This is a genomic window from Desulfovibrionales bacterium (assembly GCA_028715605.1).
Lineage (GTDB): Bacteria > Desulfobacterota > QYQD01 > QYQD01 > QYQD01 > QYQD01.
Genome location: JAQURM010000001.1, coordinates 76,076 through 95,338, shown reverse-complemented (window position 1 = coordinate 95,338; position 19,263 = coordinate 76,076). Strand labels below are relative to the sequence as shown.

Below are 19,263 nucleotides of genomic sequence, written 5' to 3'. Positions count from 1 at the left end.
GGCTATTGACTAATGACGTTCAATAGCGAGATATTTATGCCCTATGAGTTTCAAAGGAATATAGAAGCCATTCCACCCTTGGGGAAAGACGAGGGTTTAGGGGGGATTGACTACGAAAAAGCCCTGAATCCTCAACAGTTAGAAGCTGTACGCATACTTACCGGTCCTGCTCTGGTTATAGCCGGTGCGGGCAGCGGCAAGACGCGCACCTTGGTCTATCGGGTAGCCAGCTTGGTTGAAAAAGGCATCCCGCCTCAGTCTATCTTGCTGCTGACCTTTACCTGCAGGGCGGCGCGGGAGATGCTGCAGCGGGCCAGCCTCATACTTTCAGACACCTGTCAGCAGGTGAGGGGCGGTACGTTTCATTCTCTGGCCAACCAGATGCTCCGAAAATTCAGCCACCATATTGGCTTTTCCCCTTCTTTCACCATCCTGGATCGCTCCGACAGCGCAGACGCTATCAATTTGCTCCGGTTAAGCCTTGGCCTGGATGAAAAGGCCAGGCGTTTCCCCAAAAAGAATACCATCGCCGAGATATTCAGCAAGGCAGCCAATAAGGCTATAACTATAGAACAGGCCCTGGAGGAAGAGTTTTCCCATTTCATGGAACATAGCGAGGCCTTGAAAAATTTATATCTTCTTTATACAGAATATAAAAATAGCCATCAACTCATGGATTATGACGACCTGCTGGTTAAATGGAAGAATCTCCTGGAAGAGCGATCCGATATCCGTGACCTGGTTTCCCGGCGTTTCCAGTATATCATGGTGGACGAATATCAGGATACCAACAGGCTCCAGGCCGATATTGTCCGGCTTATGGCGGCCACCCACAACAATGTCATGGTGGTAGGCGATGACTCTCAGTCTATCTATTCCTTCCGGGGGGCTAATTTTAAGAATATCATGGAGTTCCCAAACCACTTCCCCGGGACGCGCATCATAAAATTAGAAGAAAACTATCGCAGCACCCAACAGATATTGTCCCTGGCCAATTCCCTTATTGCCAAGGCCAGGGAAAAATATACTAAATGCCTTTTCACGCGCCGGCCAAGCGGAGTCAGCGCTTGTCTGGTACCGGTCCCGGATGAAAATGCCCAATCACGTTTTATATGCGAAAGGATACAATCCCTAAGAAAAAGCGGCGTCCCCCTATCCGGGATAGCGGTTCTTTTCAGGGCAGGCTTTCATTCTTTTAATTTAGAGCTTGAACTTACTAAGGCGGGGGTTTCCTTTGTTAAATATGGCGGACTTAAGCTTATGGAAGCCGCTCATATCAAAGACGTGCTGGCGCACCTCCGCGTGGTGGTGAATCCCTGTGATCTGTTAAGCTGGCATCGTATTCTGCTTTTAATAAATAACATCGGCCATAAAACGTGCCAGCGCATAATGGATTGGCTAAGGGATACAGGGTTTTCCATTTCCCGCCTTGGAGAATATCCCATCGGCCCCCGGATTGAAGAAGGTCTTGCGAATCTTTGCAAGGCGCTGGAAGCTATCAGCACGCCGGGATTGAAACCCCAGGAGCGCCTGGAGCGGTTAACGGCTTACTACGAACCGATTTTAAGGCGCATATATTATGACGACTACCCTAAAAGATTAAAGGATTTGGAACAATTGGCCGTTATTACAAATAATTATGAATCGCTGGAGGCATTATTGGCCGATATGGTCCTGGAACCTCCGGAGACCGGTGCAGCCGATATCGCTATGAGTGACAGAGATACAGAGAGATTGACCCTATCCACCATACATTCGGCCAAGGGGCTGGAATGGCACACTGTTTTTATTATATCCCTCGCCGAGGGGCGGTTTCCTTCCAGTTATGCCTGTGAGTCCGATGAGGCCATAGAAGAAGAAAGAAGATTAATGTATGTAGCCGTGACCAGGGCCAAAGAAACCCTTTTCCTTTCCTATCCGATTTCTACCTATACCCCGAAAGACGGTCATATTATGGCCCGGCCATCCCGTTTTATAAATGATATCCCACGATCTATGTTCGAGACTACAGACCGCAGACCAGAGACCAGAGACTTCAGACCGCAGACTACCGACAATGGACAAGGAACAACAGACAAAATAATAGACGGAGACGCCGGGGTTGGATTAGAGACAAAAAATGAAATGCTACAGGCAGGGGCGCGTGTACACCATACTATATTTGGGACCGGCCGGATAATACAGGTCCTGGATGGACAAAAGGTGGTTGTGCACTTTGAAGGGACCGGGCTCAAAACCCTCCACCTTGGATATACGACTTTATCTGTAGTAAGGTACGGATAATGCTTTCATAAAAATCCAGTTGTAGCACGGTGAGCGATGGAAATAAGAGTCCTGGGATGCTATGGCTCTGAACTGCCCGGTTTTCGGCCCACCTCTTTTTTGATCAACAAGGGGTTACTGCTGGATGCCGGGGCCATAACTTCCGTACTTAGTCTCGAAGAGCAATTGCAGATAACCCATATCCTCATCACCCATTCCCATTTAGATCACATTAAAGACATCCTCTTCCTGGCTGACAACATTATCGAACAAAATCACCACCCGATATGTATCGCCAGTTTACCCGCGATTATTGAACAGATTAAGGTACATATACTTAATAATTCAATCTGGCCTGACTTTACGGTCATACCGGAGAGAGGCCCGGCTTTACATTGTCTCTGTCTTGATGAGGAAAAGGACATTCAGCTAAACGAAATTACCTGTAAGGCAGTTAAGGTGGACCACACGGTAGAAGCGGTAGGCTACATAGTTAGAGACTGTAATGGCGCCATAATTTATACCGGGGACACCGGCGCCACGCAGCGCATCTGGGATCTGGCGCGAACCCTTAAAGACCTCCGTGCGGTTATCGTGGAGGTATCATTTCCTGACGAGTTGCGTGAGTTGGCGGCACTAAGCGGTCACCTTACCCCGGCCCTGCTGCATAAGGAACTATCTAAAATGAATCGCCCGGACGTGCCCGTCTATGTCTTTCATATGAAACCCATGCATCTGGAACGTATTCAAGAGGAGCTAAAATATCTTTCCCCCTTCCTGGTAAAGCCCTTGACACAGGGCGACCTTATCATTATATAACCTGTGGTTCTATTATGAATAATTATCAAGAAGCCGTTGATTACGTAACCAGTCTGGAATTCTTTGGCATCAAGCTAGGATTGAAAAATATCACCACCCTGCTTGCTGCCCTGGGGAATCCCCACCGTCAGTTTAAATCTGTGCATATCGCCGGAACCAATGGCAAGGGTTCTGTAAGCGCCATGCTTTCGGCCGTTTTTACCGAAGCAGGATATAAAGTCGGTCTTTATACCTCACCTCACCTGGTCAGTATCCGGGAAAGATTTCGTATTAATGAGCGTATCATTTCGGAAGAGCGTTTTTATCGGCTGACTACGGAGGTCAAGGCCGCTCTGGCCGCGGATATCCCAGTAACCTATTTTGAATTTACCACGGCCGCGGCCTTTTTACTCTTTGCCCAGGAAAAGGTGGATTTAGCTATTGTGGAGACGGGCATGGGGGGGCGGCTGGATGCCACAAATGTTCTCACTCCGGAGTTGGCGGTCATCACCAATATTGGCCGTGACCATGAGGCCCATTTGGGCAGTTCTCTGTTTTCTATAACCAAAGAGAAGGCCGGGATCATCAAACCAGGACTTAGCCTGGTTACCGGCGTTCACCAGCCTAAATTGCTTGGCATTATTCAACAAAATTGCCTAGCCTTTGATAACCCTATTTATGTCTTCGGGCAGCATTTTCGCATCCGCCGGGTTGGGATGAACGGATTTTCCTATCAAGGAATGTGGCGTAAACTGACCGGCCTCGAAGTCAAATTACAGGGGCAACACCAGCTTGGCAATGCTGCCTTAGCCCTGGCTGTCATAGAACTCATGGGCAGCAAAGGGTTATCTGTAGATGAAAAAACGATAGGTGAAGGCTTAAAGGAGGTTAACTGGCCCGGACGGCAAGAGGTATTTGATGGGAGCCCTACCATATTGATTGATGGAGCCCATAATCCGTCCGGGGTAAAGACCCTTTGCCGGGCACTGTCCAGGGATTTTGTCTATAATCGGTTAATCCTGATCTGGGGAGGGATGGCGGATAAAGATCACCGGGCCATGTTAAAGCAACTTGCGCCTATGGCCCAGGCCATCATCTTTACAAAGCCCCGGAATAGAAGGGCTGCGGATCCGGATATGCTTTCAGCCCAGACGGGACTCCTTGACGGAGCGGTTTATCTGACTAGTCAGGTCTCTGAGGCCATTAACAAAGCCAAAATACTGGCCGAAGAAAACGACCTCATCTGCATCGCGGGTTCTCTATATCTGATCGGCGAAGCCCGCGAGATAATACAATCCTCATTTCTTCATTGAAAGAAAGCTTCTGATATGATAGTAACCTCTCACTACTAGTGAATGTCATTAGTCAATAGTCATTTGTCACTGGTAAAAGTGAGCAGTCTTCCAGGCTTAACCAATGACCGATGACTAATGACCAGTGACGTTGCCTACAGGTGCAGAGGTTTGTGACAATTGCCCATCCGGCTTCTCTTAACCCCGATTATTTTATCCCTATGCCTGCTCTATCTTACCGTACTGCCGACAAATGCTATTGCCATTGAAGGAGGCGCAAGCCCCGATAATCAGCCGTGGCTTATGTACGCCGACAAGGTTACCACGTTGGAAGATGGAAAGATAATTATAGCTGAAGGTAACGTTATCCTCAGCCGTGGCGATATGGAGGTAAGGGCCGATTACATACGCTATCGCCGGGTGGATAGCCTGGCCTGGGCCAAGGGACATCTGAATATCACTATGGGGGAAGACATCCTCACCGGGGAAGAAGGCGAGATAAATCTGGATAGACAAACCGGTACGGTCAAGCCCGGAGGATTGTTCCTAAAGAAAAATAATGTACACCTGAAGGCGGCAGAGATAGTGCGCGTAGCTGAGGATCAATATAGTCTTAAGGAGGCCGTCATTACTACCTGTGACGGAGAACGTCCCGCCTGGAGGTTTTCCTGCAGCCACCTGGACGTAACCGTGGAGGGTTATGCAAAGGCTCAACATTCGGCCTTCTGGGTCAGGTCTCTCCCTGTCATATACAGCCCGTATCTTGTGTTACCGGCGAAAACGAAGAGGCAGTCCGGGTTATTATTCCCGGAGTTTTCTTACGGTGAAAGGGATGGGCTGAGTTTGAATCTACCTTTTTATTGGGCCATCGATCCCTGTTCTGATGCCACATTTTACCAACATTACCTGTCTAAACGGGGGTGGATGGAAGGGGTGGAATATCGCTATGCCGGCGATCAAAATTCTAAGGGCATCCTGCTGGCCAACTATCTCCATGACCGCCTGGAAGACGACGACTACGACAAGGACGGGGTCTTTCGCAGCAGCAGAAACCGTTGGTGGATACGGGGCAAGATAGATCAATACCTCCCGCTGGATATCATGACCATCCTGGATTTGGACCTGGTAAGCGATCGTGACTATCTCCATGAGTTTGATGACGGCCTCACCGGTTTTACCAAGACCAATCAGGCGATTCTCGATAATTTCGGCCGGAGTCTGGCGGATAAGACCGCTCTAGTCAGAGAATCGACCGCCCAGGTAAACAGACGGTGGACGAATTTTTACTTATCCGGGCAGTGTAAGTACTATGATAACCTTAACCGCGCCGAGCGTGAGACTACCCTGCAAGTCCTGCCTTCGCTCAATTTTCAGGCCTCCAGGCAGGCCCTACCCGATACGCCGCTCTATTATGAAGGAAATATCGACTATATCCACTACTGGCGTAAACAGGGCGTCGGTATGCATCGCCTTGATATCTATCCCAAGATCTCCTGGCCGCTGAGGATCGGTCCCTATCTCGATCTTCAGGGTCTTTTTGGCGTCAGGGAGACGGTCTATGATGTGAAAAACTATGGCGATGACTCTTATGCCGCGCAGATAAAAAAAGACCGGCCCATACGCACCCTCCATAACTTCCAGGCCGACCTTTCCACCGAAGTAGGCCGGGTCTTTAAGCTGGCCGGGAAATCAATAACCAAGATCAAGCATACCATTAAACCATCGGTGGTTTATGATTACCTGCCGACCAAGGACCAGAACGACCTACCCAATCTGGATGACGTTGATCGTATAAGCTCTCAAAATATCGTTACCTATTCGCTGACAAACTACCTGACCACCAAGCAGGTCAGAGATGATGGCGGGTCGGTCTATAAAGATATTTTCCGTCTTAAACTGAGTCAGAGCTACAATATCAGAGAGGAACGCCGGCTATTGGCTGCCGAAGAAAGGCGGCGGCCATTTTCCAATGTGTCTTTGGAGGCCGAGCTTGCCCCCACAGACAGGATATATGCCCGGTATGATACATCTTATAATACATATGATAGCACCTGTGAGAGTTATAACGGATTGTTGAGGCTTTCAGATAAGCGCAGAGACAGCCTTTCTGTCGATTATCGTTACACAAAAGGCAGTTTGCATGAACTCAATACAGGTCTCTCGGTGGTTGTGACCCCGGCCGTTACCGTTAATTATGAAAACAGACGTTCTCTGGATTTAGATAAGAATCTGGAATCAAAGGCCGGCCTTAATTACCAGGCCCAGTGCTGGGGGGTCAGTGTCCAGTTTAGCAAGACACGAGAAGATCGCCGCTTCTTTGTCCTCTTTTCTCTTTATGGGGTGGGTGATTTTGGCCCGCTGGCATTCTCAGGAGCCCGCTAGAAGCCTGTGTTCAAGTTTGTACAGCGAGATCAGCAGGAGACTGATCCTTAAAGCATGAATATTGTTCGAGGAAGGTTAGCTTAGCCAGGCCGGTAGGACCATTGCGCTGCTTACCGATAATGACTTCGGCAGTCATATCATCGCTATTCTTGTTATAGACCTTGTCCCGGTAAATGAACATGATGACATCAGCATCCTGTTCGATGGCGCCGGACTCCCTCAAATCCGACAATTGAGGCCGCTTGTTCGGCCTTTCTTCCACCCGCCGGTTGAGCTGGGAAAGGGCAACCACGGGCACATGGAGTTCTTTGGCCATGGCTTTTAAGGAGCGGGAGATCTCGGATATTTCTTGTTCCCGCCGTTCAACAGGCCCTCTGCTACGCATCAGTTGCAGGTAGTCGATTATAACCAATCCCAGGCCATGCTCCGATTTCAGCCTCCTGGCCTTGGCGCGCATCTCCAGTATGGAAATCGCCGGGGTATCATCAATGAAGATTGGTGCGGTCGAAAGGTGACTGGCCGCCTGCGTCAACTTCTGCCAATCTTTTTCAGTCAAAAAACCGGTTCGCACACTTCGGGCATCAACCGTGGCCTCGGCACAGAGCATGCGCATTGCCAATTGTTCATTAGACATCTCCAGGGAAAAGATGGCCACCGGGATGTTTGCCTTAATAGCGGCATGTTGCGCAATATTCAGGGCCAGGGAGGTCTTGCCCATACTGGGACGGCCGGCGATAATTATAAGATCCGAAGGTTGAAACCCGGCTGTGAGCTTATTTATATCATCAAATCCAGTGGGGACACCGGTTATAAGCTCCTTACGCTCATAAAGCTGTTCGATTTTTTTAAAGCTGTCTTTTATAATATGTTTTATTGGATAAAAAGATTGCTTGACCTTGGCCTGCGAAATTTCAAAGATGGCCTGCTCGGCCTCATCGAGGATATTATCCACATCGTCGTGCTTTTCATAGCAGCGGTAGCTGATCTCTGAGGTTTTCTGGATCAGGGCGCGTAAGATGGCTTTTTCCCTTATGATCTTTGCATAATGGACGATGTTTGCAGCAGTGGGTACGGTATCCGCTAACGTGGCTAAATAGGACATACCCCCTACGTCTTCCAGCTCATTTCTATTGCGGAGGAAATCCGATACCGTGACGATGTCCTGAGGCTCATTTTTTTCATAGAGACCCAGCATGGCGGCAAATATCTTGCGGTGTGCCTCCCGGTAAAACTCTTCTCCCAAGATTACTTCTAAGACCCGGAAGAGCGCCCCGTTTTCGATTAAGATGCCGCCTAGGACCCACTGCTCAGCCTCGATATTCTGCGGCGGAACCCTGGCCGGAGGGGTTATAGTTTCTCTTGTCTTTCTAGCCATAAACTACCTATCGTGCTCTTAACTCTACCATTTTTCCTATAGGATTTCTTTATTTTTATGGAAACCGTTGTTTCTGAGCGAAACTTGCTGAAGCAGTGGGGCGCCCTTCGAGGGCGAGCAGGTAGGGGAAAACCCGCCCTTTAGAGGCGGGAAGGGGAAAATGTTCCCCGCCTGCGAGTCCCGAAAGGGTCACTGCGCAAGTTGTGAAGCGAAGGCATGACAGTTTCCATCTCTACTCATTCACCCGTTACAATCTGTACCCTGGCAGTAGCCGTAACTCCAGGATAAAGCCTTATAGATACGGAAAACTCCCCCAGACTCTTTATGGGTTCGGCCATCTGTATCTTCTTACGATCTATGTTAATACCCTGCGCCGCAAGACAATCGGCTATATCGGATGTAGTTACCGAGCCATAGAGTTTGTCATTTTTACCTACTTTGTGTTTAATGGTACACAAGCCGGACTCTATTTTTTTAGATAGTTCAACGGCCTTAGCCTTTTCCCTCTCCAGTCTGGATCGTATCTCAGCCTTCTTTTTTTCCCAGAGGGCTATATTTTTGGGTGTGGCTTCTAATGCCTTGCTTTGAGGCAAAAGAAAGTTCCGGGCATAGCCATCGGTAACCTTTATTATTTGCCCTTCTTTGCCCATGGCCTTTATATCTTCTATTAGTATGACCTGCATAAGATACCCCCTTTACCACTTTGTTTAGCTGTCAGCATTCAGCCATCAGCTTTCAGCTTTTACTTCTGACCATTGACTACCTTATCCCCCTTTGCGAAAGGGGGAACTTGAACTCCTCAAAAACTGAGACAAACAACACGGTAAGCTGACTACCGAATGCTGATAGCTGTCTGCCGCTTAATTCTTTCTCTGTGCCCTCTGTGTCTCTGCGGTGAATAGTTTAATCCGCTACTTTCTTCAATCTCCGGAAGTCCGCCCATATGTCAAACAGCCCCACCACCGCTACAATTATTATCATGTAGGTCTGAATCCAGATTAAGCTGTATAATAATATCCTTTTAAAGCGGGAAAATCCATGTTTTTTGAGATAAAAACTTACTATAGCCAAGCCCTGGAAAAGATAGGCCATAGCAAAAAAAATCAGAAGGTTTATGCCCACAGTCTGTGGACCGGGGTAGGGTAGGAGGGCCAACCCGGCGCCCAAGATGACTAACCAGACGAGAACTTCCGGAAGGCTCCATTGCGACAGATCGCCAAATTGAAAGTTTACTGAACCATAGCGCTCCAGGATGCGGTCACCAAGCCAGACATTCATCCATACCAATACCAATAAAGAGGCTGCGGAAAAGCCCGGCCAAAACCTGGCCACCAGTATTTTAATATCCTGTAAGGCATCTCTCATAGCTCCCACGGTGGTCTCGGGAAGGTTTAACTGCTTATAAAAACGAAGGGAGGATTCCATGCCACGGTTAATTTCAGAACCTACGACTTGATAAGGATTATGTCCGGTCTTAATGCCCCATAAGATCAGGTATGCGGATAGCAATAAAAGCAAGAGGCCGGTAGCATAACCTACTGTTTTAGTGATGGAAAAACCCCTCTTGAGGAGGCTAAAGAGGACTGGCCCTAATATTAGAATTTCTACAAAAAAGTACTCAGAGCCACTTCCAGCCAAGGGCCACAAAAAGATGGAAAAGATAAGGGCGATGCCCAGGACTGCCAGGCCATAGCCCCATCCTAGTTTGACCAGATAAAAAAGGGTAGCTATAGGCGTAAACATCCCTAGGATGCTACCTAAGATTGGTATGGCCCCCGGGGATAAGCAAAAGAAAGAAACCACCATTGTCCCCCGGAGGATATCTTTCCAAGGGATTCCGCCAGCGCTCTCTTCCAAACCACGTATTCCTACTTAGTGATAGTAATCGTGTATGGTAACAGGGCAATATTACGGGCGCGCTTAATGGCCAAGGTAAGTTGGCGTTGGTGTACGGCGCAATTACCGGAGATACGCTTCGGTAAAATTTTGCCTCTTTCGGTAATAAAGAATCTAAGGGTGCGGGAATCCTTATAATCGATTTTCAAGTTACGGTCGGCGCAGAAACGACATATCTTGCGACGGATAAATGTTCTCTTTCTTGGATTATAATTAGCCATGATGCCTCCTTGTCAAGGTCATTTTCTTACCCTACGGGATTACTCGGCTACTTCCGCAGGTGGTTTATCCACCGAAGCCGGTTCTTCTTTCGCTTTTTCTTCTTCGGCTTCTACCTGGAGCGACTCCGCATGGAGGGCATCTTCTATTTTGACCGTTAGGTACTTTATCACCCGGTCGTCGATCTTAAGATTTCTTTCCAGTTCTTTGACCAAATCCGGGGTGCCGGCGTAGTCAGTGAAGAAATAAAAGCCTTGATTATGCTTCTTGACCGCATAGGCCAGGCGCTTTACACCCCACTCATCAAACTTAACGATCTGGCCGCCACTCTGAACCATGATATCTCTCATCTTGTCGGCCAGATTTTTGAGATCATCAGGGGACAGATTTGGCTTGGCAATAAAAATAGTTTCGTATCTCCTTGGGACTCCCATTATAGAACCTCCTTATGGACTTTTGGCCACTGCCTTAGTGCAGGGGCAAGGAGCAATGTATGCCTGTAATAACCATGTAAGCCAGCCTTGTCAAGGATTTTTTAGAAATAGGACTTCTCTTTCCATCTTGACCCCTACCTGTGATTATGTTAGGAAAACGGGAAAGGATGGGAGAGGTGACCTACTATGGCGCGAAAAAAGACGGTAAAAGATATAAAGCGGCTACAGGAAGAACTGACCATTTCCACCCGGCTGGTCTGGGATGCAGTCGATGATGAGGACAAAAAGGCGGTTTTCTCCTTTGCCAGGGAATACATGGCTTTTCTGGACGCCGCCAAGACCGAACGGGAGGCCGTAGAAACCATAGTAGAAAAGGTCTCCGGCCAGGGGTGTGTGCCGGTAGAGGCGGCCGCGAAAGGGACTAAGGTATATCGGATACATAAAGGAAAATGCATGGCCCTTGCGGTTATTGGTCAACGTCCTTTCTCGGACGGATTGCGTATCGTAACCTCGCACCTGGATGCCCCGCGCCTCGATCTAAAACAAAAACCACTCTATGAGGATGGAGACCTGGTTTTTCTGAAGACCCACTATTATGGGGGCATTAAAAAATACCAGTGGGTAACCCGCTCGCTATCCCTGCACGGCGTCATTATCAAGACGGATGGATCCAGGGTGAAGGTAGCGATCGGTGAAGAAGAGGGCGATCCCGTCTTCACCATAACCGACCTTTTGCCCCACCTGGCCCGGCGCACGCAATATGAGAAAAAACTACCCGAAATAATCATCGGTGAAAAACTAAACGTCCTGATCGGAAGCCTTCCTTTTCCGGAGAAAGAGGCCAAGGAGCGTTTTAAATTACAGATTTTGGCTTATTTAAAAGAAAATTTGGGCATCGTAGAAGAAGACTTCATCAGCGCAGAGCTGGAGGTGGTCCCGGCCGGCCGAGCAAGGGAGATAGGTCTGGATCGCAGCATGATCGGCGCTTACGGGCAGGACGATCGTTCCTCAGCCTATGCCAGCCTGGCGGCCATGTTGTCCATAAAAGATCCGGCCTATACCTGCATCGCCCTGTTTCTGGATAAAGAAGAGATCGGTAGTGACGGCAGTACCGGGGCCAAGTCCAGGTTCCTGGAAAGCTTTGTCTTTGACCTGGCCAGGTTAACCAAACTTCCCATCGAGGCAGACACCATCGATGCCTGTTTAATGCGCTCCAAGGCCATATCGGCCGATGTTAATGCGGCCATAGATCCGGATTTTCAGGATGTCCATGAAAAGAGAAATGATGCCAAACTGGGTTATGGCGTGTGTCTGACCAAGTACACCGGATCCGGAGGCAAATACGGGGCCAGCGATGCCAATGCCGAATATATGGGCTGGATTCGAAAGATTCTAAATGAAAACAAGGTCGTCTGGCAGGCCGCCGGGATGGGAAAGGTTGATGAGGGAGGCGGAGGCACCGTGGCCAAGTTCCTGGCTACTTATGGTATGGAGATCGTGGATATGGGTGCGCCGCTCCTCTCCATGCACTCGCCTTTTGAGGTTGCTCATAAGGGCGATCTCTATATGACTTACAAGGCCCTCCGGGCATTTTTGCAGGCTACTTAACAATGAGCATTCAGCATTCAGCTTTATGTTGTTTACCTTATATTTTGCTGACGGCTGATAGCTGAAAGCCGATAGCTAGAATATATTCTCCATGACTTCCTGGAGATTAGAGACGCCGGTCAGGCTGATAACCTGCCCTTCCCTGGCCTGATCGAGATTGTTTCGGGAAAGCAGGCAACGTGTAAAACCCAATCTGGCGGCCTCTGTCAGCCGTATATCCACCTGGCTTACCCCACGCACCTCTCCGGCCAGACCCACCTCACCAAAGACCACCATCTTATGATCAACCGGCCGGTCCAAAAAGCTCGATGCAATAGCCACTACCGCCCCCAGATCCAGCGCCGGTTCATCGATCCGGATTCCGCCCGCCACATTCACATAGATATCCCGGTCGTGCAGCATAAGGCCGACTTTTTTCTCCAGGACGGCCACAAGTAGTGATACCCGCTGTGGATCGACGCCGATGGCAGTACGACGGGGCATACCAAACCCGGCGGGGCTCACCAAAGCCTGTACCTCTACCAGGATAGGACGCGTCCCTTCCAAACAGGGTACGACCACCGATCCCGAGGCCTCCACCGGGCGTTCCGCCAGAAAGATCTCCGAGGGGTTGGCTACTTCCATCAGCCCGCGGTCTTTCATCTCAAAGACACCGATCTCATTGGTCGAGCCGTAGCGGTTTTTAACCGTGCGCAGGATACGAAAGGCATGTCCCCGGTCTCCCTCAAAATAGAGGACGGCATCCACCATATGTTCAAGGACACGCGGACCGGCTAAGGTCCCGTCCTTAGTCACATGCCCGATCAGGATGACCGGCACGCCGGTCTCCTTGGCCAGCACCATAAGTTTGGCGGCTGATTCCCGTACCTGACTGACACTTCCCGGGGCAGACCCTATTTCAGACGTATAGAGGGTTTGAATGGAATCAACAGCTAGAAGGTCAGGCTTTATATCCTGAAACAGGCCCATAATTTTTTCTACAGAACTTTCCGTAACAATGTACATGTTCGGATGGACGGCCCCGATTCGTTCGCTCCGCAATCGGATCTGTTTGACGGACTCCTCGCCTGAGACGTACAAAATTCTTGCCCTTCCACAACTCACGTGATAGAGCATCTGAAGGAGAAGGGTGGACTTCCCGATGCCCGGGTCACCGCCGATAAGTACGATGGAACCTGAAACCAGTCCACCTCCCAGGACGCGATCCAGTTCTGTACTGCCGCTGGACAGGCGCTTTTCTTCAGTCAGGGCGATCTCGTTTATGGCCGTCGGCTTATCTGCTGAACTGAGACCCATGGCTACGGCGCCAGACCCGGCGTCCTTCACTACCGTTTCCTCTACCATGGTATTCCATTCGCCGCAGTCCGGACAACGGCCCAGCCACTTGATGCTCTGGTAACCACAGACCTGGCAATTAAATGTAGTTCGTACACTCTTTGTCTTCAAAGGCAGCTCCTCTTTTCCTAACGTTGGACTTTATATCTTTTTGCAGGAAATGGTCAAATAATAATAGAGGCATCCAATTTTGATGTCTTCGTAAAAAGTAAAAAAATTACCGCAGAGATCGCGGAGAACGCTGAGATAACCCCTTGAATAGTTTATATTTTTCTCTGCGGGCTCTGCGTACTCAGCGGTGAAAAGGCTTTTTTGCGAATTCACCGAAAATTGTGTTGTTCTTTTTTTCACAAAATATGCTTGACAAAGGATTTGTCTTGCGGTATTTAATTGTGAAACATTACTCAATCAAGAGGTGACACCATGCCGCACTACAAAAAATATGGGTTTTTCATCCCGGCCGAGATTGAGCCCTGCTGGGACGACCGGAAAAATAAGGTCTTCGCCGGCATCCTCCTGGAGCGCCAAAACGATCTCCTGGTCAGGGTACTGAAAAGTCAGGCCCATATCTCGGTAAAGGCCGGGGACGACATCTGGGTGGCTAAAGAAAAATTCACTATATTCTAATCCTACCCAATCCTGTTCTCAGGCCATAACCAAGTAGCCACCCAGAGATATGGCCATTGTAACGCCTCAGCCACGCCCTGATTTATTCCAATTGTTAGCGTTTTTGCTTGACAAGTTATTCGTGTTCCTATAGTGTTCACAAACTGAACGCCTTGGGTGCCGAAAATCGAGCGTGGATATGTCAAACTATCAACCATTCTTCAGGGACGAAGATATCTCAGGACAAAATCAGGCATGCCTTGGAACCGTTCCGGATCAAACCTGTCTGGCGCCTTCACCCGGTTGGTATGCCATCTATACCCGATGCCATCACGAGTTTACCATCTGGTCTCAATTACAAAAAAAATCTATTGAAAATTTCTTCCCCTGTGTTACCCGGTGGAGTCGTAGAAAAGACCGGAAGCTAAAAATCCAGGTGCCGCTATTCCCTGGCTATATCTTCATAAGAATCAATTTTACCCCTTATAACGCCCTTGAGGTCTTAAAAATAAATGGTGTAGTTCGCTTTCTCGGAGAAAACAACCAACGCCCGGTGGACATACCCGATATCCAGATTGAATCACTAAAGACTGTTATCGCATCCGGTGAGCAGATCTTGCCGTTTGCCTATCTCCGGGTCGGCCAGAGGGTGCGTGTCCGCAAAGGGCCATTTGAAGGGTGTGAGGGTTTACTGGTTCGTATGAATACAGGGAAAGACCGGCTGGTTATCTCTCTTGAACTTTTGCAACGATCTGTTTCTGTAGAACTGGATGCGGCGGATGTAACGCCGCTGTGATTTAACCTACCCATCAATCACCCCTTAATCGGTTACCAGGTAATACGTATGTAACCGACAAAGCGGAGCTATGTCCTCTTCTTGCTAATCACTCATAACCCATTACGCATCTCTTGAACATGCACAGCGAGCGCATTCCCCGTTGCTTGCTGCGGGGAATGCGAGCGGATACGATGTCTATACCTTGCATACGGAGATTCCCTGTCCGCCCAAGGCGGACTGCAGGGAGCTTCAATAATGGAAAGAGAAAAACGTCATTTTTTGCGCCTGCTTGATGCCGTTGAACAAAACGGCCGCGTGACCCAGCGGGAGTTGTCAAAAAGGCTCAATATATCCCTCGGCCTCATCAACCTCTTTATAAAACGCGCTGTCAGAGAGGGGTATTTCGAGGTTTGTGTCCTGCCGTCCAGGCATTCAGCATACGTATTGACGCCTAAAGGCCGGGATGCAAAATCACGCCTGGTTGCGGAGTACTTCGACTATTGTTTCAGGTTTTACCGGGATATAAGAAAAGCTATTCAGAAAAGACTCCGGGAAATTGAGAATGACCGCATCCGGGCAATCATTTTTTACGGCGCCGGAGAGACAGCGGAATTGTTGTACCACTGTTTGTACGGAAGCTCCATAACACTGGTGGGTATAATTGACAGGGAAAAAGAAGGGGGTACCTTCTTCGGTCATCCGATCTGTTCGCCGGAGGACCTTTCCACGCTACCCGAGGCCGCGATATTTATAACCACTATAGAAGACTGTGATGAAAAAATAAGAGACATAAGAGAAAACGGCGGCTCTGAGCGGATGATCTTTGATTTACTCTCATTGGCGCCGCACCAATTTGCGTCTAATCCCTAACCCGGATCCGCCGAAGGCGGAGAACCAAATTTGCCACGAAGACACAAAGCCATGAAGGCACGCACGCCTACGGCGCATCTGCGGAAGGAATTCGTGAATGGCTTTGTGTCTTGGCGCCTTTGTGGCTAAAATTTCCTTGCCGTCTTGGCAATAATTTAACCCTTAAGCTCCTAATAATAAAGAAAGCGAGATTATCTACATGCACCTACGTAAGCGAATTCTGGTTACCGGCGGAGCCGGATTTCTTGGTTCCCATCTCTGCGAGAGATTACTCAAAGACGGTCATGAAGTAATATGCGTCGATAACTTCTTTACCGGTACGAAGGCGAATATTCAGCACCTCTTGGCCAACTCCTGCCTTGAGGTGTTGCGTCATGACATCACCTTCCCTCTATATATTGAGGTGGACGAAATCTACAACCTGGCCTGCCCGGCCAGTCCCATTCACTACCAGCACGATCCGGTCCAAACTACCAAGACCAGCGTACACGGCGCCATCAATATGCTCGGGCTGGCCAAACGGCTCAAGGCCAAGATACTTCAGGCCTCGACCAGCGAGGTCTATGGAGATCCGAAAATACATCCACAACCGGAAAACTACTGGGGGAACGTCAATCCTATCGGGATTCGCTCCTGTTACGATGAAGGAAAGCGGTGTGCCGAGACCTTGTTTTTTGATTATTACCGCCAGCACAAGCTCCGCATCAAGGTGGCCAGGATATTCAATACCTACGGCCCGCGTATGCACCCCAACGACGGCCGGGTGGTAAGCAACTTTATAGTGCAGGCCCTTTCTGGAAAGGACATCACTGTCTTTGGCGATGGCGCTCAGAGCCGGTCCTTTTGCTATGTGGATGACATGATCGAGGCCTTTGTCCGCCTCATGGACTCCCCGGATGATTTTACCGGGCCGGTTAATCTAGGCAACCCAGGAGAGTTTACTATCCTGGAGCTGGCTCAAAAAATCATCGGCCTGACCAACTCAAAGTCTAGGATCGTCTTCAAACCACTCCCCCAGGACGACCCGATCCAGAGACAACCGGATATCACCTTGGCCGGAGAGAAACTCGGCTGGGAACCGAAGATCGGCCTGGAAGAGGGCCTAAAACAGACCATTATATATTTTGAACATGCATAGCGAGCGTATTCCCGCTTGAAAGGAGAAAGGACCAAAAAACACAACCTGTCTTTTGTCCTTGAAAAAATTAAATATTTTTTGAAATCACATAAAAGCGATTCAACTTTATAGCAAAGGAGGACGCCATGCCGGGTAAATACGAGCCATTGAGCACGAAGCAGACCAAGGCCGAGATGATCAAGGCCTACAATGAGCTACTGAAGAAACTGGAAGAGAAGGTCGAGACCGGTCTGCCGGAGAAAAAGGTGGAACAACAGAAAAAGATCGAAAAAGAGGTTGTAGCAAAGGCCTCTACATACACGGTGGAATCCATTGTGAAGGACTTGGCCGACCTCCATCTGGGGGTGGGCAAGGCGCTTTCAGAACTCTCCGAGCAACTGGTCGGGGAGGCAAACAAACTTAAGGAGATTCAACAGGCTATTGTCGTACAAAGAGCCAACCTGGAGGAGCTGCACGATATCCATCTGGCGGCGGACACCTTATCTGCACTGGTGCGGGAACACGAGGAAAGACGCCAGACTTTTGAAGCGGAAATGGAAGAACGGGAAGAAAACTTTCGTCTGGAGATGGAACGAAGAAAAGCGGAGTGGAAGAAGGAACAGGAAGAGTACGAACTGGCCCGGAAAGAAAAAGAAGCCGAGTTAAAGAAGTTCCGGCAGCGCGAAGAGGAAGAATATCAGTATAATCTGGCCCTGCAGCGCAAGAAGGAAAAGGACGCCTATGAAGAGGAAAAGAAGACCTTGCTGGCGAGACTGGAAGAGATGCGGGTCAATCAGGAAAAGACGCTGGGAGAAAGAGAGGCCTTAATTGCGGCCAGGGAAAAGCAGCTTGAGGATCTGACCAAGAAAGTGGAGTCATTCCCGGCAGAACTTTCTAAGACAGTTAAGGAGACGGAGGCGGCTGCTTACAAGAAGGCCACTGACCAGGCCAAAATTGAGGCCCAACTGGCGGCTAAAGATGTGGAGACGGAGCGACGGGTGGCTGAACTCAGGATCAAGACCCTGGAGGCCACGGTCAAACAGCAGGAGGAAAAGCTCCAGCGCCTGATGCAGGAACTGACCGATGCCAATGAAAAGGTACAGAACATCGCCGTGAAGGCTATTGAAGGGGCTTCCGGGGCCCGCACACTTTCTGCCGTAAGCGAGATCGCCCTGGAACAGGCCAAGAAACCCGGTGCCCCTAAATGAGGATTTTGAAAAGATTCTCGGATAATTAAACTCTTGGGAATGGGAAACGTTCTTCTCCCTAAGAGCTACCGCTCCTTGCTACAGTCACTCAAAAGAATAGTCTCAAACCAAATAGACCACCTTGCCCAAGGAGGTATTTTGTATGCTTATCGAATATATCAATAAAGCAATGAGCAAAGCGGCTTATGATAAGCTGGAAGATGGTAGTTTCTCCGGTAAAATTCCGCGATGTCCGGGAGTAATCGCCTTTGGAGAAACGCTGTACCAATGCCAGCAAGAATTGAGGTCTGCGCTTGAGGGGTGGCTGATCGTAAAAATTAGACATGGTGATAACTTGCCGGTGATGGGCAGGATCAATCTGAACAAAAGAATGCCTGCTTCAACAAAGGCCGAGGCCGTCGCCCATGGCTAAATGGAGACCATGTAAGCGAAGAGATTTCATAAGGAAGTTAAAGAAACTTGGTTTCGGGTTACCCGAACCGGGAGGACGTCATTTCTATATGCGTTATGGTACATATACACTTACTCTGCCAAGCAGCAAAGAATATTCTGTTCCACAAGTTAAGATGCTTCTCAATGAGATTGAACATGGGATAGGCAAGAAAATTTCTTTTGAAAAGTGGGAATATCTTTAGAGAACTAGGCCTTTCTTCTGCCTTATGCGTTTAAGCCTTCAGCTCTGAGCTTCCAAGTATGCGTCAAATGATAAATGAAAATGCGACGCTGATTCCTGCCCTTCAAGAGAATGCCTGAAGATATAAAAGGGAGATGAAAATATCGGCTTGCAGGCTTGCCAGCCTGTCAGCTTGTTAGTTTGCTAAGGAGACCCCATGAATACCAACGAAAGACTTCCTGATATCTACGAAGACGAAATAGACTTATGGGCTTATCTTGAAGTTCTTTGGAAAAGAAAGGCGCTTATTTTGTCTATTACCCTCCTCTGCGCTATATCGGCTGCCGGCATAAGCTTTCTGCTCCCCAAGAGCTACTGCTCTGAGCTGATTTTGAAAATAGGAAGCATAGGGAATGTGGGCTCTGAAAGCATGGCAAGCACGGTTATCCAGAAAATATAAAATCAATAAA

General features: G+C 48.9%; 19 protein-coding genes. 13 read left to right on the top strand and 6 right to left on the bottom strand.

What is annotated here, in order from left to right:
- Nucleotides 1–12: 12 nt before the first annotated feature.
- The 4 genes from PHT49_00435 to lptD all read left to right on the top strand — a co-directional run bounded on the left by PHT49_00435 (nt 13) and on the right by lptD (nt 6,734).
- Nucleotides 13–2,283, top strand: coding sequence for an ATP-dependent helicase (locus PHT49_00435; protein MDD5450358.1), 2,271 nt, complete (start codon nt 13–15; stop codon nt 2,281–2,283).
- A 36-nt stretch (nt 2,284–2,319) separates the two neighbouring features.
- Nucleotides 2,320–3,081: a 3',5'-cyclic-nucleotide phosphodiesterase gene (locus PHT49_00430; protein MDD5450357.1), complete on the top strand. Its 762-nt coding sequence runs from the start codon at nt 2,320–2,322 to the stop codon at nt 3,079–3,081.
- Between the two features lie 14 nt (nt 3,082–3,095).
- On the top strand, nt 3,096–4,373 hold the full coding sequence (locus tag PHT49_00425; protein MDD5450356.1) for a bifunctional folylpolyglutamate synthase/dihydrofolate synthase: 1,278 nt from the start codon (nt 3,096–3,098) through the stop codon (nt 4,371–4,373).
- A 159-nt stretch (nt 4,374–4,532) separates the two neighbouring features.
- Nucleotides 4,533–6,734 carry an LPS assembly protein LptD gene (gene lptD, locus PHT49_00420; protein MDD5450355.1) on the top strand — a complete coding sequence of 734 codons (2,202 nt, stop codon included), beginning with the start codon at nt 4,533–4,535 and terminating at the stop codon, nt 6,732–6,734.
- Nucleotides 6,735–6,744: 10 nt separating this feature from the next.
- Here lptD and dnaB read toward each other — a convergent pair whose 3' ends face one another.
- From dnaB to rpsF, 5 genes are all read right to left on the bottom strand, one after another.
- Nucleotides 6,745–8,109 (bottom strand): replicative DNA helicase, encoded by a 1,365-nt coding sequence (gene dnaB, locus PHT49_00415; GenBank protein MDD5450354.1) that lies wholly within the window; start codon nt 8,107–8,109, stop codon nt 6,745–6,747.
- Between the two features lie 236 nt (nt 8,110–8,345).
- Nucleotides 8,346–8,792, bottom strand: coding sequence for a 50S ribosomal protein L9 (gene rplI, locus PHT49_00410; GenBank protein ID MDD5450353.1), 447 nt, complete (start codon nt 8,790–8,792; stop codon nt 8,346–8,348).
- A gap of 220 nt (nt 8,793–9,012) precedes the next feature.
- Nucleotides 9,013–9,915 carry a DUF2232 domain-containing protein gene (locus PHT49_00405; protein ID MDD5450352.1) on the bottom strand — a complete coding sequence of 301 codons (903 nt, stop codon included), beginning with the start codon at nt 9,913–9,915 and terminating at the stop codon, nt 9,013–9,015.
- Nucleotides 9,916–9,977: 62 nt separating this feature from the next.
- Nucleotides 9,978–10,226, bottom strand: coding sequence for a 30S ribosomal protein S18 (gene rpsR / locus PHT49_00400; protein MDD5450351.1), 249 nt, complete (start codon nt 10,224–10,226; stop codon nt 9,978–9,980).
- 39 nt (nt 10,227–10,265) lie between these two features.
- A complete protein-coding gene (gene rpsF, locus PHT49_00395; protein ID MDD5450350.1) occupies nt 10,266–10,658 on the bottom strand; it encodes a 30S ribosomal protein S6 in 393 nt (130 codons plus the stop codon).
- A 186-nt stretch (nt 10,659–10,844) separates the two neighbouring features.
- On the opposite strand from rpsF, the gene PHT49_00390 reads away from it, so the two are divergent.
- Nucleotides 10,845–12,266 (top strand): aminopeptidase, encoded by a 1,422-nt coding sequence (locus tag PHT49_00390; GenBank protein MDD5450349.1) that lies wholly within the window; start codon nt 10,845–10,847, stop codon nt 12,264–12,266.
- Between the two features lie 75 nt (nt 12,267–12,341).
- On the opposite strand, the gene radA is transcribed toward PHT49_00390, so the two are convergent.
- Nucleotides 12,342–13,712, bottom strand: a complete 1,371-nt coding sequence (radA, locus tag PHT49_00385) for a DNA repair protein RadA (protein MDD5450348.1) — start codon at nt 13,710–13,712, stop codon at nt 12,342–12,344.
- A 312-nt stretch (nt 13,713–14,024) separates the two neighbouring features.
- Here radA and PHT49_00380 point away from each other — a divergent pair, with 312 nt between their 5' ends.
- The 8 genes from PHT49_00380 to PHT49_00345 all read left to right on the top strand — a co-directional run bounded on the left by PHT49_00380 (nt 14,025) and on the right by PHT49_00345 (nt 19,253).
- Nucleotides 14,025–14,228 carry a hypothetical protein gene (locus tag PHT49_00380; protein MDD5450347.1) on the top strand — a complete coding sequence of 68 codons (204 nt, stop codon included), beginning with the start codon at nt 14,025–14,027 and terminating at the stop codon, nt 14,226–14,228.
- Nucleotides 14,229–14,406: 178 nt separating this feature from the next.
- Nucleotides 14,407–15,003 (top strand): UpxY family transcription antiterminator, encoded by a 597-nt coding sequence (locus tag PHT49_00375; protein MDD5450346.1) that lies wholly within the window; start codon nt 14,407–14,409, stop codon nt 15,001–15,003.
- A gap of 237 nt (nt 15,004–15,240) precedes the next feature.
- Complete coding sequence (locus PHT49_00370; GenBank protein MDD5450345.1) at nt 15,241–15,855, top strand: winged helix-turn-helix transcriptional regulator; 615 nt, start codon at nt 15,241–15,243, stop codon at nt 15,853–15,855.
- A gap of 199 nt (nt 15,856–16,054) precedes the next feature.
- Nucleotides 16,055–16,993, top strand: coding sequence for an SDR family oxidoreductase (locus PHT49_00365; protein ID MDD5450344.1), 939 nt, complete (start codon nt 16,055–16,057; stop codon nt 16,991–16,993).
- A 125-nt stretch (nt 16,994–17,118) separates the two neighbouring features.
- A complete protein-coding gene (locus PHT49_00360) occupies nt 17,119–18,180 on the top strand; it encodes a hypothetical protein (protein MDD5450343.1) in 1,062 nt (353 codons plus the stop codon).
- Between the two features lie 142 nt (nt 18,181–18,322).
- Nucleotides 18,323–18,592, top strand: coding sequence for a type II toxin-antitoxin system HicB family antitoxin (locus PHT49_00355; GenBank protein MDD5450342.1), 270 nt, complete (start codon nt 18,323–18,325; stop codon nt 18,590–18,592).
- Nucleotides 18,585–18,815: a type II toxin-antitoxin system HicA family toxin gene (locus tag PHT49_00350; protein MDD5450341.1), complete on the top strand. Its 231-nt coding sequence runs from the start codon at nt 18,585–18,587 to the stop codon at nt 18,813–18,815. Before PHT49_00355 ends, PHT49_00350 begins: the two co-directional genes overlap by 8 nt.
- 195 nt (nt 18,816–19,010) lie before the next feature.
- The gene (locus PHT49_00345; GenBank protein ID MDD5450340.1) at nt 19,011–19,253 is read left to right on the top strand and encodes a Wzz/FepE/Etk N-terminal domain-containing protein; all 243 of its coding nucleotides are present in this window, start codon (nt 19,011–19,013) and stop codon (nt 19,251–19,253) included.
- Nucleotides 19,254–19,263: the final 10 nt, after the last annotated feature.

Coding starts and splice junctions, on each gene's coding strand:
- PHT49_00365 (MDD5450344.1), top strand. CDS start 16,055: ATGCACCTACGTAAGCGAATTCTGGTTACCGGCGGAGCCGGATTTCTT.
- PHT49_00345 (MDD5450340.1), top strand. CDS start 19,011: ATGAATACCAACGAAAGACTTCCTGATATCTACGAAGACGAAATAGAC.
- PHT49_00405 (MDD5450352.1), bottom strand. CDS start 9,915: ATGGTGGTTTCTTTCTTTTGCTTATCCCCGGGGGCCATACCAATCTTA.
- dnaB (MDD5450354.1), bottom strand. CDS start 8,109: ATGGCTAGAAAGACAAGAGAAACTATAACCCCTCCGGCCAGGGTTCCG.
- PHT49_00375 (MDD5450346.1), top strand. CDS start 14,407: ATGTCAAACTATCAACCATTCTTCAGGGACGAAGATATCTCAGGACAA.
- PHT49_00370 (MDD5450345.1), top strand. CDS start 15,241: ATGGAAAGAGAAAAACGTCATTTTTTGCGCCTGCTTGATGCCGTTGAA.
- PHT49_00380 (MDD5450347.1), top strand. CDS start 14,025: ATGCCGCACTACAAAAAATATGGGTTTTTCATCCCGGCCGAGATTGAG.
- rpsF (MDD5450350.1), bottom strand. CDS start 10,658: ATGGGAGTCCCAAGGAGATACGAAACTATTTTTATTGCCAAGCCAAAT.
- PHT49_00360 (MDD5450343.1), top strand. CDS start 17,119: ATGCCGGGTAAATACGAGCCATTGAGCACGAAGCAGACCAAGGCCGAG.
- rpsR (MDD5450351.1), bottom strand. CDS start 10,226: ATGGCTAATTATAATCCAAGAAAGAGAACATTTATCCGTCGCAAGATA.
- PHT49_00435 (MDD5450358.1), top strand. CDS start 13: ATGACGTTCAATAGCGAGATATTTATGCCCTATGAGTTTCAAAGGAAT.
- PHT49_00350 (MDD5450341.1), top strand. CDS start 18,585: ATGGCTAAATGGAGACCATGTAAGCGAAGAGATTTCATAAGGAAGTTA.
- PHT49_00425 (MDD5450356.1), top strand. CDS start 3,096: ATGAATAATTATCAAGAAGCCGTTGATTACGTAACCAGTCTGGAATTC.
- PHT49_00355 (MDD5450342.1), top strand. CDS start 18,323: ATGCTTATCGAATATATCAATAAAGCAATGAGCAAAGCGGCTTATGAT.
- rplI (MDD5450353.1), bottom strand. CDS start 8,792: ATGCAGGTCATACTAATAGAAGATATAAAGGCCATGGGCAAAGAAGGG.
- PHT49_00390 (MDD5450349.1), top strand. CDS start 10,845: ATGGCGCGAAAAAAGACGGTAAAAGATATAAAGCGGCTACAGGAAGAA.
- PHT49_00430 (MDD5450357.1), top strand. CDS start 2,320: ATGGAAATAAGAGTCCTGGGATGCTATGGCTCTGAACTGCCCGGTTTT.